Raw genomic sequence first — 12,410 nt, forward strand, 5'->3', positions numbered from 1 at the left:
AAATTCATCAAGTTTCCATTTTAAATAAAAAAGTGTTCTTAGAAGGAGGAACTTACAAATGATACTCCTTCAGGGAACACTTTTTAATATTATTTAATCGTCAGTAACTGAGCTTATAAAGATGAGAAATTCCGTCTTATTTTAACCACCATAATTCAACTGGATTTAATTCATACTGATTATTTTCGCGATACATATACTGGCACATAATGAGCTCACGTCTCAACGTAGCGTAATCCTCATGAAAACCCTTCAAATATTCATTGATTTCTTTCTCTTGATAAACTCTACCAAATTCTAGGCCTTTAATCATGTGCGCTAAAACGACAAGCTTTTTCTTTCGCTGAGCAGGATAAATTTTAAGTTTGCCTTCCTTAGTAAAGAAATTATTGATAATGCTTGAGCGTTCACTTTCAGTAACTGACATTTCCATATTAGAATCTCCTCCTGTTCCTACTGTAAAAATTGCATTAGCACTCATTTCTAAAATTTTAGTATTTAGAGTGAAATAGATTGTGTTTTTATCACGGCGCTCCTTAATCAGACCAACCTCTCTAAGCTTTGACATATGATGGGTAATCGTTGGGGGTTTAAGACTTAATTTACTAGCAATTTCTTGCCCGCTTAATTGACCTTGCTGAAGTAATGCGATAATGCGCACACGGGTAAGATCACCTAATGCTTTGTGGAAATCCACAACTTTACTTAATTGCACTTAGTAAACACCTACTTTTATATTTATCTAATTAGATAATAATCTAATTAGAATTGAGTTTCAATAAGTAGCTTTATACGAATTTAAATTTAGTTATTTTATACTAAATATTTTTAGTTAATGTTTTAGATAGGATAACGATAAACTTGTAACGAATGTTCATTATTAAACTAGTAAAAAAGCAGTTTAGAGGGAGGGATACTAGGTGATAAGTATTGATAAAATGAATGTTGCTAATAGATGGTTTAAGGAATACTTTACAACTGGAAATCTTGAGGTATTAGACGAACTTACAACTGAAGATTTCATTTATCACTCTAGAAATGGTAAAAATTCAAAAGATAAAATGAAAGAATTTATGATTTGGTATCGTTCTGTTTTTCATGATGATGAATGGAGTATAGATGACTTAATAGAACAAGGACATAAATTAGTTGTACGTTATACGGGGTGGATGACATATAAAGGTGGGTGGTTCAATATACCGTCAGAAAATCAACGTGTGAAAGAATCAGGAATCTTAATATTTTACTTCGAAGGCTCTAAAGTAAAAGAAATGTGGTGTGAAAATAGTGACGCAGCTATTTTATATAGACTAGGAGCCTTACATAATAATACTCATACAGTTTTTTAAAACGAGTTAAATTGGTTTGCTTTAAGCATTCCAATTTTTCTCATTTATATAGGAAAAAAGTATTGGAATTGCATATTGGCATAATCGAAAATAACTGCTATGCTAATTAAGTGAAAAATTGAAAAAGGGGGAATTTTCATGCAAATAATCAGTCTTTCTAGTACTAATTTAAAACTATGGGGATTCAATAGTTAAAGAGAGGTTGAAAGAGTTTGGGGATACTTAATTTTCATAAAAATATAAAAATTCGATTACTCGAATCGTTTTTAAGTTCGTCAATTGGAAGTATGGTTTTTCCATTTATGGCGATATATTTATCAAAGCATTTTGGGGTAAAACAAGCAGGATTACTTTTGCTTGTAAATGTATTTGTAGGAATTATTATGAACTTTTTTGGTGGATATTTCTCGGATCAGTTTGGCCGTAAAAAGACAATGGTGTTTGCCGAAACAATTCGGTTACTCGCGTTTATTACGATGATGTTTTGTAATTCACCTTGGTTTTCATCACCACTTATTACATTCTTTATGATGACTTTAAATAGCATTTGTTGGGGGCTAGCAGGGCCAGCTAATCAGGCAATGTTAATAGATGTGAGTAAGCCAGAGGAACGAAAGCTTATGTACTCAATCATGTACTGGTCGAACAATTTATCAATTGCGATTGGTGGCATGCTTGGAGGATTTTTATTTAAATCATATTTATTTGAATTATTATTAGCACTATCAGTTGCTTCACTTGTTACATGGGTCTTAATTACATTCTTTGTTGAAGAAAGCTTAGTTTCTGAAAAGACGGAAACAAAGACGATTGCTCATCACGCTAAAAAAATGATTTCAAATTACCGTGATGTTTTTCAAGATAAGCTCTTTATTCTTTATGTACTGGCAGGTTTGCTAGTGCTTTCAATGGAATTTCAATTAACAAATTATATAAGTATTCGATTAGCGAATGATTTCCACACACAACATTTATTGAACTGGACATTTGGTGGAATCGAGATGAATGGTTTCTTGCGTACAGAAAATACGATACTAGTAGTCGTAATGGCACTTTTTGCTTCTAAAATAGTAGGAAAATTGGATGATCGAAAAACGTTAATTTGGAGTTGTATTGCATTTGTTGGTGGATATGCAGTGATTTCATATAGTAACTCAATTTGGCTTTTATTCATAGCGATGTTTGTAGCAACAGTTGCGGAAGTATTAAGAGTACCTGTTCAACAAAACTATATGGCTAACTTACCAGCTGACGAAACAAGGAGTTCCTATATGGCGGTTGCAGGTTTAACATTTAATTTAGCGATGTTTATTTGCTCAATAACCGTTTCACTTAGTGCATACTTATCGAATTTCGCGACATCTTTCTTTTTAACAAGCTTAGGTGTAATCGGTATTCTAATATTTGTTCGTATTACCCCTGCATTGGAAAGAAGAATTAAGGGAGAAATATTGCAGGAGCAGGGCCATACTGCTGGAATAAATTCTTAATTTACAAGAGCTGCTTTTTGCAGCTCTATTTTTTTTGCAGAGAATAAGATATATGGGCAAATCATTCAAGGTCTGCTTGAGGTTATATTTTCCATATTAGGAAACCTTAATGGTAAAGGTGGTGTTTCGATGAACCGACGTTTAATCGTTGTTTTAATAAGTACTTTTACATTTTTTACTTGTTCATCCGTAAGTGCGCGACAAGCGGAACGAGTGGTTATGAATGGGATCCCGAGTGATGTGTGGCAGGAAAATATTTATTTAATCGCTGACCGAATAGATTGGAAAGAATACCGAAATTTTGATGTTCAAATTGGAAATGAAGGATCTTTATATCACTTCCCAACATGGAAAAGTGGGAAGTATGGTACCAAAATGTTTAGTGAAGATTTAAATAAAGATAAACAAAATGAAGTCATTATCGTATTGGATAATTTCAATGATCCGATTCATTTATTGCAGATTAGCACTAGCGATGATCAAAGCGAAGAATATAAGGAAGTTCCAATTGAATCGGTGCCTGAAGCAGTTAAACGTCTTGTCGAAATGGAAAAAAAAGGGGATATTGTAACGATAACAACTAAACAAAAAGCTTATAAAGTTAATTTGAAATCATTAGGGTTTAAAGATACGTCTTCAGACGATAGTGTATATACCCACGTGCCAGTGGACTATATTGTTGATAAGAAAAAACTAGTTGCAGATGCTGTCGTAATGATTTCAACCGACGGCGGAGGAGCGATTGGAAATTTGAAACTTTTATATAATTGGAATGGAAAGAAATATGAGGTTCAGACGATTTCTTTTGAGAAGTATAATCGGAAAAGGTAGTAAAGAGCACCTGTGGGGGTGCTTTTTTTGTTGTAAGTATTTTATTTAAGAATTAAAAATCTTAATAAAGGTGAATCGCAAATAAAAATAGAGAATCGCAATTATAGAAGGGTAATCGCAATTAAAATTGGCAAAATACCAATAAAATCCTTGAAACGCTCTTATAAGTAACTAGTTTAACTAGGAAATAACTACTTTTTATGATCACTACAAGGGAAATTCAAGAAAAGTTGAAGGACTTTTCGTCACTTTAAAGGTATATATATTTTTAAAAAGAGTGGTGCGAGGTGGAAGATTTGATTATAAGGAAAGCTACAATGTCAGATGCAAAAGGCATCGCTAAAGTTCACGTTGATAGTTGGAAAACTACTTATCGAAATATAATTCCTAACGAGTTTTTAGAGAAGTTGTCATATGAACAAAGAGAAAAATTGTGGAATCATAATCTTTCAAAAGAGGGGGATTATGTAGTTGTTGCTGAGAATGATGACGGGGAAATTATAGGTTTTGCAGATTGTGGAAAAAGAGAGAGGAATCAAGTCGATCACTCTGGTGACTTAACATCTATTTATCTTCTTGAGGAATATCAAGGTAAAGGAGTCGGAAAGCAATTAATGAAACAATTATTCCTTCAGTTTCAAAAATTGGGGTATAATCGGGTATTCGTCGAGGTTTTAGAAGACAATAAAACACGCTTTTTCTATGAATATTATGGTGCCGAGTTATTGAAAACAGATAAGATTAGATTTTCAGGAACTGAATTAAATTTACTAATTTATGAGTGGGAAAATGTAACCGAGGTTTTATCTAAATTGTAGGATTGTATTGTAATTAATAACGTTAAATAGCTACCAACATTTAAAGGTTGTTGGTAGCTTTCATTTATTTTTCCACTAATTGATTCATGAGTGTCGGTGTATCAAATAATCCACGATGAGATAAAATTTTACCATTTTCTACTTTGAATTCTCTAAATAAAGATACGTTTACTGATTTTTCGGTTGGGGCATTCCCTCTAAAAAATCCAGAGTTTGTTCATGTGAATTCCAATCTTGTGATAACAGTTTCTATAAGTGATAAAAAATTGGAGGTCATTGCAATTGGAAAAAATGTGACTGTGAAGGAACCGGCCGTGCTAATCCAAAGTATAAGGGAGAAGCTTTTTGAAGTAATGGAGTGGTATAAAATAGAATCATAAAGTCTTATATAAATATCCAAAGAAAAAACTGTAATAAAGCTATAGCCTTATTACAGTTTTTTACTCATGTTATACCATTTTACTCCACCATGTGTTGAGCTAGAAATACCGTTATTGATGAAGCCATGGTTTTCGTAAAAATGAATTAAGTTTTCTTTACATGTAAGAGTGATTGAATCACGCTTATTTTCTTTTGAAACTCTTTCGATATGAGAAAGCAATTTTGATGCGATCCCTTTATTTTGGTTTTGTGGAGCAACTGCTATGCCTAAGATACTTTGATGACCACCAGTAGATGGATTTTTTTTAATTTCGCTAAATAAATCATCTGTAATGAAAGTCTCATTTATAACAGGACCATTTACTAAACCAACTAATTTACCATTCTCCTCAGCTACAAAAAAACTATCGGGAATTAATTTAATGCGTTTTTCGAATGCCTGTTTTGTTGCTGCCTCTTCTTTTGAAAAACAAAGATGTTCAATTTCTACAAGTTCAGTTAAATCTTCCAATCTTACATTTCGTATGTTTAGCATGATTTTATTCCCTCCATTTTTCTTAATTATATTATATTAATTTCATAGCTCACAAACTATTTAAACTCACCTTTTGTATAGAGGTTGAACTAAATGAAATAAAAAGATGTTGACAGAATTATGAAATAACCACTATAATACAAAACATATTAAAAAAAGAAACAAGCTATTAATGTTAGATTAATATAGTTTTAAGCAATGAAGGGAATTTAAGTAGTACTTATCTCAATGTAATAGAGAGCTGATGGTTGGTGGAAATCAGTACAAAGATAAGGATGAATTTCGGTCCTGGAGCTATTTTTTTCGAAGTAAATTTAAATCTTTACTGAGGGAAAAACGGTCAAATTTGATCGTTATCAAATTTTAAGAGGCAGAATATTTCTGCAACTAGGGTGGTACCGCGAATAATTCGTCCCTACTGATACAATCAGTAGGGACTTTTTTATTAGTTTAAAACTGAATATAGGAAATGCAATGAAGGGAATACAGTAATGTTTGTTTCACTGTTTAAGAGAGCTGGTGGATGGTGTGAATCAGTACAAAAACAAGCATGAATTACAATCCTGGAGTATCTTTTTCGAAGTAAAGGTCGACATTTACTTTGGAAAAGACGGTCATCGATCGTTAAATAAAACAAGTGGCAGAAATAATTCTGCAATTAGGGTGGTACCACGGTGAAAATCGTCCCTGTCGTTAGTGGCAGGGGCGATTTTTTTTTATATAATTACAAGCTAGAAAGAGGAGATAGAAAATGGAATTACAAAAAAATTTACTACCAAGACATATCCGTTTTATGGCACTCGGTGGAGCAATTGGCACGGGTATTTTTAAAGGAACATCAGAAACTGTATCGATTGCAGGACCTGCAGTTATTTTTTCATATTTGTTTGCTGGATTATTACTTCTTGTTGTGATGAGTGCGATTGCGGAAATGGCAATTGCGTTTCCTGGTTTGAATATGAAAGGATTTATTCGTAAAGCGTTTGGTACAAGAGTTTCTTTCGTAATTGGTTGGTTGTACTGTTTTATGTGGTTAGTTGTTTGTGTTATTGAAGTAATCGCTGCAGGTAGCTTTCTACAATATTGGTTTCCTTCAATGTCTTTATGGTCTTTAAGTTTTATTAGTGCAATTTTTATTGTGGCTGTTAATTTTATGAATGTGAAACGATATGGTGAAATAGAATTCTGGTTTGCAGGAATTAAAATTACAATGATTGTTTTATTTATTGCGTTAGGCGCTGGAATTTTATTTGGAATTATTCCAAGTGATCATAGTGGTTATGTACAAAATTATGTTCAGCATAAGGGATTTTTCCCACACGGTTGGTCAGGAGTATTTTCTGCTTTATTAATAGTCATTTTTTCTTACGGTGGTTCAGAACTAATTGGATTGACTTTAACAGAAACAAAAGATGCAGAAAAAGTAATACCAAAAGTTATAAAAGGGGTTATTTGGAGAATTGTTTTATTCTACACGCTTCCAATTCTAATTATTTGCGGATTAATTCCATGGAATGAAATTGGTAATCAAGAAAGTCCATTTGTTCAAGTTTTATCAACAGTAGGTTTTCAAGGTTCAGCTCATATTATGAACTTTGTATTAATTACGGCGGTATTATCTGCTGCAAATTCAGGTATTTACGGCTGTACGCGTATGATGTATTCGTTAGCAACTGAGGGGGAAGCGCCAAAGGTTTTTGCAAAAATTTCTAAGAATGGTGTACCAGTTTATACTGTTATTGTAAGTGCAATAATCTTAATTGGGGGCACATTTGTAGCTTATTTTTCACCCGATCGCGTATTTGGTTATTTGATGGCAATCCCAGGATTTACAGTATCATTAGTATGGATTAGCATCTGTTTAGCACAATTGAAGCTTCGCAAAACATATACTAAGCAACCACACTACAAAGTTTGGGGATTTCCATACGTAACTTCATTTACAGTAATTGCATTATGTGTTAGCTGTGTAGCATTTGCATTCAGTGAACAGAATAGATTAAGTATTTTTGTTTGCTTAGGAATGTTAGTTGTATTAATTTTATGTTCATTTATAAAAAGAAAAAGTCAAATTCATTAAACAAAAAATAAAGGGCACCTTAATTGGTGCCCAAATTTATATCAATAAATTAATGATTGTTAGCTAATGCTAAAAGCTGTTCATTTACATTTTCATTTACAACTCCGCCATGATAACAAATGATTGTTTCAATATCATATTTTGTCAATTTTTTAATGGATAAAAGAGCAGTTTCCATATCAGGTGTGACATTTGGATTTGGCCCCATAATTACGCCATCAGCTGCGACAACAGCATCACCTGCGATTAATGTCTTGCTTTTTTGATGATATAAACAAATGTGACCAGGCGTATGTCCGGGTGTAAAGATCACAGTGATTCCACCGGCATATGGTAAAACTTCTTCGTCAGATAAAGTTGTATTAACTTTAGCATTTAGTGGAGTATCATAGATTGCTTTTATTTTTTTTCCTATTTCTTCAGGAACAGATTCAATCATTTTTGCGATTCGTTCAGGATTCACTTTTATTAAAGCTTTATCGCCTTCAATATATGGCTTGTCTTCTTTATGTGCAAGCACTTCAATTTCTTGATCAGCAGTTTTTAAAAGCTCAGCGAGGCTCCCGATATGATCGATGTCTTGATGTGAAAGAATGATTTTAGACAGCTTGTTAAATTCCAATCCCGCTTTTCCAATCGCTTCACGAATTTCCCCGGTTTGTCCTGGCATTCCTGTATCTACTATGATCACTTCTTGTTCATCCAAAAGTAATGTTGGATGAATAATATTTACTTGTCCTGTAAAGTTCATTTCTAATTCAATTGTTTCAATACCTTTAGCTATTTTCATTTAAATGGTAAAAGCATTTATTACCTTTACCACACCTCCCTTTGTTTTATGTGAGCACTAAACTAGACATCTAAAGAAAGTTGCCTAGTTTAGTGTTCACATTTTTTTTGACTAAAAACTTTTTCTACTTTTGCGTTTTTGAAACAGAAGAAATAAAGTCATCAATCATAACGTCAAAGCTATCATCTACATTTACTGGATGTTGGAAATATCCAAGGAAATTCATCGAGACAAATCCGTGTAAAATGCTTCTTAATGCTCGGCCTTGATGAATTAATAAAGTAGGGTCCGTAATATAAAACTGTAGAATTTGATGGATAATTCCAGTTGTTTCCCTAGCAAGTCGTTTAACATCATCATTTTCTGTACTTGGGATATTCATAAAAAGTCCATAACCAGTTCTATTATCAAATGCAAAATCACGGTATACATAAGCAATTTCTCTAATCGCTTGTTCACCACTTTTACCGACTAATCTTTGCATTAAAGTCGAATTTAATTTATTTAAAAGAGAAATCGTCATTTTCAATTTTAAATCGTCCATATTCGCAAAATGGTTATATAAAGATGGATATTTAATATCTAGCTTCTCTGCAATTTTTGGAAAAGTAACTTGATTAAGCCCTATTTCATTAGCCAATGAAAAAGCAACTTCAATAATTTTTTCTTTTGTTAAATTTCTTTTTTGAACCATTTTTTTGCTCCCGTCTCATGTTTAGGTTGTTTTACGTATAAATTGTATTTTTTCTAAGAAAATTTAGGTTGATTTCAACTGCCAATCAACTTATGTCCTTAAAGATACAATACCTAAATACTAAGTATTTTTAAAGAGAGACTATATTACAGAAAATAGTTTAACACTTCGGATGATAATTCGTAAACTATATAATATAATTTACAAACTATAAATTATAGTTTAGTGTTATGTGTATATAAAAACTCATTGTTATTTTTATTTGTCTCATTCTCGGGACTTTTTAAAATTGATTTTATTTTTATCAAAAAGGAGGGGGATATTATGTTATTGTGGAAAAGAAATTTAATTGTTTGTTGGTTTGGAATGTTTGTAACTAGCATTGGGATGAGCCAACTTGGTCCGGTATTACCCCTATATATTGATAAACTTGGTGTTCATAATTCTGCATTAATTAGTCAATTTTCAGGGATTGCTTTTGGAGTAACTTTTATTATTTCAGCAATTTTTTCTCCTATTTGGGGTTTGGCAGCGGATAAGTTTGGACGAAAACCAATGCTGCTAAGAGCAAGTCTTGGTATGTCAATTATTATTTTTTGTATGGGTTTTGCACATAATGTCTATGTTTTAATTAGTTTAAGACTTTTACAAGGTGTCATTACCGGTTACGGTACAGCTTGTACAACTCTAATCGCAACGCAAACAGATAAAGAGCATGCGGGATCGGCATTAGGTACACTTTCAACTGCAAGTATAGCAGGTTCATTACTTGGTCCTATGATTGGAGGTTATATTGGAGAGACTGTCGGCTTACAAAATGTGTTTTTTGTAACAGGTGGACTTATGATGGTTGCGTTTATTACAACAGCATTATTTGTAAAAGAATCATTTACTCGCCAAGATAAAAAAGTGCTTAAGTTTAAGGAAATATGGAGTATTATTCCCGATAAAAGCTTAATGATCACAATGTTCATTACTTTCTTTGTTTTAACAATAGCTCTTTATTCGATTGAACCAGTTATTACTGTCTACATTTCTCAGCTATCTGCTCATTCTACACATGTTGCATTGTTAGCGGGTATGGCATTTTCAGCATCAGGTTTGGCAAGCATTATTGCTGCTCCGAGATTAGGTAAGATTTCAGATCGAATTGGTCCACATAAAGTTATATTCGTTGCACTGATTGTTTCAGGTCTGATGGTTATTCCCCAAGCATTTGTAAATAACGCTTGGGAATTGATGGGACTACGATTTATTCTAGGTTTGGCAACTGCAGGCTTAACTCCGTCTGTTAATACATTAGTTAAACGAATTACACCAGATGCCATTACTGGTCGAGTATTTGGATTTAATATGTCAGCTGGATATTTAGGTGTATTTGTCGGTTCCATTTTAGGTGGGCAAATTGGAGCATATTTAGGTGTGAAATACGTATTTTTTGTTACAAGTGCATTATTGCTCCTTAATGCAATTTTGGTTTATGTTAAAGTTAATAAGAAATTGAATGTAAAAGAAGATTTTAAATTATCGATGTAAAAAGTTATAAATTTTGGGAGCTACTTAATGTGGCTCCCTTTAAAATAGTACATGGGAACACCCTACATAATTTAGCATGAAATGTCGGATTAGTTAATTGCGTTCCTGTTATTCTATTGATGAAGGAGGTTATAAAATGGATTTGTTAAAGAATATGAATGATGCTCTAGTATATATTGAAGAAAATCTGACAAGTGAGATTGACTATAAAGAGCTTTCTAGACGGGCAATTTGTTCTGAGTATCACTTTAAAAGAATGTTTTCCTTTCTTGCTGGAATTTCTCTTTCAGAGTATATACGTCGTCGCCGCCTTACCGTTGCAGCGTTTGAACTTAAAGATCAAAACAAGAAAATAATTGATATTGCTTTAAAATACGGATACAATTCTCCGGATTCCTTTACGAGAGCCTTTCAAAACTTACATGGAATTACTCCGTCAGAAGCTAGAAATAACGGCAATTCGCTTAAAGCATTTCCACGAATGACCTTCCAATTATCAATTAAAGGGGGAAATGAAATGAACTATCGTATTGAAGAAAAAGAAGCATTTCGAATTGTAGGTATAAAAAAGAGAGTTCCGATTATTTTTAAAGGAGTTAATCCGGAAATTGCAGCCATGTGGAAAACTTTAACGATGGAAAAAATAACGAAACTAAAAGAACTCTCTAATGTTGAACCGATTGGCATAATAAGTGCATCTACAAATTTTTCTGAAGGTAGAATGGAAGAAAAAGGAGAGCTTGATCATTATATTGGTGTTGCCACTACAAATGACTGTCCAAAAGAGTTAATTCAACTTGAAGTTCCTGCATCTACATGGGCAGTATTCAAAGCAATTGGAAAATTTCCAGATGCATTGCAAGAAGTGTGGGGACGAATTTATTCTGAATGGTTTCCATCTTCTAATTACCATCAAGTGGAAGGTCCCGAAATTTTATGGAATGAACAGAAAGACATCACATCACCAACTTTTAAGAGCGAAATATGGATACCAATCTCTAAAAAATAAAAAAAGAAAGAGACATACGCTCTTTCAAGTTTCTGAATTATTGTTATTAAAGTGATCTAGTTTATCTGAAATACTTTTGAGAATTTGATTTTTTTCTTGTTGAATTTTTAGGGATTTTAAAAGAAACCAAACCATAAAAACAAAAGGTGCTAAGTAAAACAAAATCGGTATGATTGAAAATAGAGGAAAAAACACATTATGCATATTAATTTCACTCCTTTTGGAAGATTATACCATAAGATTAATATTTAAACCTTCTTATTTTTGAAGGTTTTTTTGTTTATAACTTATTCAGCTGGGTTCTTGGTTAAGAATGTTTTTAAAAGGAAAATAGAGTTATATAGAGAATGTACTATTAATTAAGAAAATTTAGTTGCTATAAGTCGAATATAATAATAGGAGAAAAATAAAAATGAAAATAGTAAAACAATGGGTACAAGAAGATAGTGAGTTTATTAGAAAAAAAGTAATCGAGTTTAATGCTAAAAAACTTCCAGATGAGATGAAAGCACCGTCTGAAAATATAAGTTTTGTCGTTAGAAATGATCAAGAGGAAATAGTTGGTGGAATTACAGGAAGGATGTATTGGCACCACTTATCTATAGACTTCTTATGGGTATCAGAAGAGTATAGACATAAAGGTTTTGGTAGTCAGCTAATCAATCACATGGAAGAATTTGCAATCGAAAATGGATGTCGCCTTATTAAAGTAGATACTTTTAGTTTTCAAGCTCCAAAATTTTATAAGAAGCATGGTTTTAAAGTATTTGGAATAATTGAGAGTCATCCAAAAGGGTATAATCAATATTATTTTGAAAAAAGATTATAAGAGACAATCTAAATTGGCATGAAGTTGCTTTTGCAGCTTATTTTTTTTAGCTTATAAACATAACTGGT

At 32.5% G+C, this 12,410-nt stretch carries 13 protein-coding genes, 1 pseudogene and 2 other annotated features; of the genes and pseudogenes, 9 read left to right on the forward strand and 5 right to left on the reverse strand.

What is annotated here, in order from left to right; genetic code table 11:
• Positions 1 to 136 precede the first annotated feature (136 nt).
• The gene (locus tag EP747_RS16870) at positions 137 to 715 is read right to left on the reverse strand and encodes a metalloregulator ArsR/SmtB family transcription factor (protein ID WP_129691267.1); all 579 of its coding nucleotides are present in this window, start codon (positions 713 to 715) and stop codon (positions 137 to 139) included.
• Positions 716 to 920: 205 nt separating this feature from the next.
• On the opposite strand from EP747_RS16870, the gene EP747_RS16875 reads away from it, so the two are divergent.
• From EP747_RS16875 to EP747_RS16890, 4 genes are all read left to right on the forward strand, one after another.
• Positions 921 to 1,349, forward strand: coding sequence for an ester cyclase (locus tag EP747_RS16875; protein ID WP_129691268.1), 429 nt, complete (start codon positions 921 to 923; stop codon positions 1,347 to 1,349).
• A 212-nt stretch (positions 1,350 to 1,561) separates the two neighbouring features.
• Entirely contained in the window at positions 1,562 to 2,839 is a 1,278-nt protein-coding gene (locus EP747_RS16880) for an MDR family MFS transporter (protein ID WP_129691269.1), read from the forward strand.
• Between the two features lie 129 nt (positions 2,840 to 2,968).
• Complete coding sequence (locus EP747_RS16885; RefSeq protein WP_129691270.1) at positions 2,969 to 3,670, forward strand: hypothetical protein; 702 nt, start codon at positions 2,969 to 2,971, stop codon at positions 3,668 to 3,670.
• A gap of 296 nt (positions 3,671 to 3,966) precedes the next feature.
• Positions 3,967 to 4,488: a GNAT family N-acetyltransferase gene (locus tag EP747_RS16890; protein WP_129691271.1), complete on the forward strand. Its 522-nt coding sequence runs from the start codon at positions 3,967 to 3,969 to the stop codon at positions 4,486 to 4,488.
• 64 nt (positions 4,489 to 4,552) lie between these two features.
• Here the strand turns inward: EP747_RS16890 and EP747_RS25415 are convergent.
• Positions 4,553 to 4,690, reverse strand: a pseudogene (locus EP747_RS25415) (ester cyclase); the annotation flags it as partial.
• A gap of 19 nt (positions 4,691 to 4,709) precedes the next feature.
• Between EP747_RS25415 and EP747_RS24340 the strand changes: the two are divergent.
• The gene (locus EP747_RS24340; RefSeq protein ID WP_165347113.1) at positions 4,710 to 4,868 is read left to right on the forward strand and encodes a hypothetical protein; all 159 of its coding nucleotides are present in this window, start codon (positions 4,710 to 4,712) and stop codon (positions 4,866 to 4,868) included.
• Positions 4,869 to 4,918: 50 nt separating this feature from the next.
• On the opposite strand, the gene EP747_RS16900 is transcribed toward EP747_RS24340, so the two are convergent.
• Positions 4,919 to 5,404 carry a GNAT family N-acetyltransferase gene (locus tag EP747_RS16900; RefSeq protein ID WP_129691272.1) on the reverse strand — a complete coding sequence of 162 codons (486 nt, stop codon included), beginning with the start codon at positions 5,402 to 5,404 and terminating at the stop codon, positions 4,919 to 4,921.
• Between the two features lie 189 nt (positions 5,405 to 5,593).
• Positions 5,594 to 5,824: a binding site (T-box leader), on the forward strand.
• Positions 5,825 to 5,869: 45 nt separating this feature from the next.
• Positions 5,870 to 6,096: a binding site (T-box leader), on the forward strand.
• A 59-nt stretch (positions 6,097 to 6,155) separates the two neighbouring features.
• Here EP747_RS16900 and EP747_RS16905 point away from each other — a divergent pair.
• Positions 6,156 to 7,484 carry an amino acid permease gene (locus tag EP747_RS16905; RefSeq protein WP_129691273.1) on the forward strand — a complete coding sequence of 443 codons (1,329 nt, stop codon included), beginning with the start codon at positions 6,156 to 6,158 and terminating at the stop codon, positions 7,482 to 7,484.
• Positions 7,485 to 7,533: 49 nt separating this feature from the next.
• On the opposite strand, the gene EP747_RS16910 is transcribed toward EP747_RS16905, so the two are convergent.
• Together EP747_RS16910 and EP747_RS16915 are read right to left on the reverse strand one after the other, a co-directional pair.
• Positions 7,534 to 8,274 (reverse strand): MBL fold metallo-hydrolase, encoded by a 741-nt coding sequence (locus EP747_RS16910; protein WP_129691274.1) that lies wholly within the window; start codon positions 8,272 to 8,274, stop codon positions 7,534 to 7,536.
• 124 nt (positions 8,275 to 8,398) lie between these two features.
• Entirely contained in the window at positions 8,399 to 8,968 is a 570-nt protein-coding gene (locus EP747_RS16915; protein ID WP_129691275.1) for a TetR/AcrR family transcriptional regulator, read from the reverse strand.
• A 324-nt stretch (positions 8,969 to 9,292) separates the two neighbouring features.
• Between EP747_RS16915 and EP747_RS16920 the strand changes: the two genes are divergently transcribed.
• The 3 genes from EP747_RS16920 (at position 9,293) to EP747_RS16935 (ending at position 12,342) form a co-directional block, all read left to right on the forward strand.
• Positions 9,293 to 10,504, forward strand: a complete 1,212-nt coding sequence (locus EP747_RS16920) for a multidrug efflux MFS transporter (RefSeq protein ID WP_129691276.1) — start codon at positions 9,293 to 9,295, stop codon at positions 10,502 to 10,504.
• Positions 10,505 to 10,640: 136 nt separating this feature from the next.
• Positions 10,641 to 11,513 carry an AraC family transcriptional regulator gene (locus EP747_RS16925; RefSeq protein ID WP_129691277.1) on the forward strand — a complete coding sequence of 291 codons (873 nt, stop codon included), beginning with the start codon at positions 10,641 to 10,643 and terminating at the stop codon, positions 11,511 to 11,513.
• Positions 11,514 to 11,925: 412 nt separating this feature from the next.
• The gene (locus EP747_RS16935; RefSeq protein WP_129691279.1) at positions 11,926 to 12,342 is read left to right on the forward strand and encodes a GNAT family N-acetyltransferase; all 417 of its coding nucleotides are present in this window, start codon (positions 11,926 to 11,928) and stop codon (positions 12,340 to 12,342) included.
• Positions 12,343 to 12,410 lie beyond the last annotated feature (68 nt).

Source organism: Gottfriedia acidiceleris, assembly GCF_004138285.1.
GTDB lineage: Bacteria > Bacillota > Bacilli > Bacillales > Bacillaceae_G > Gottfriedia > Gottfriedia acidiceleris_A.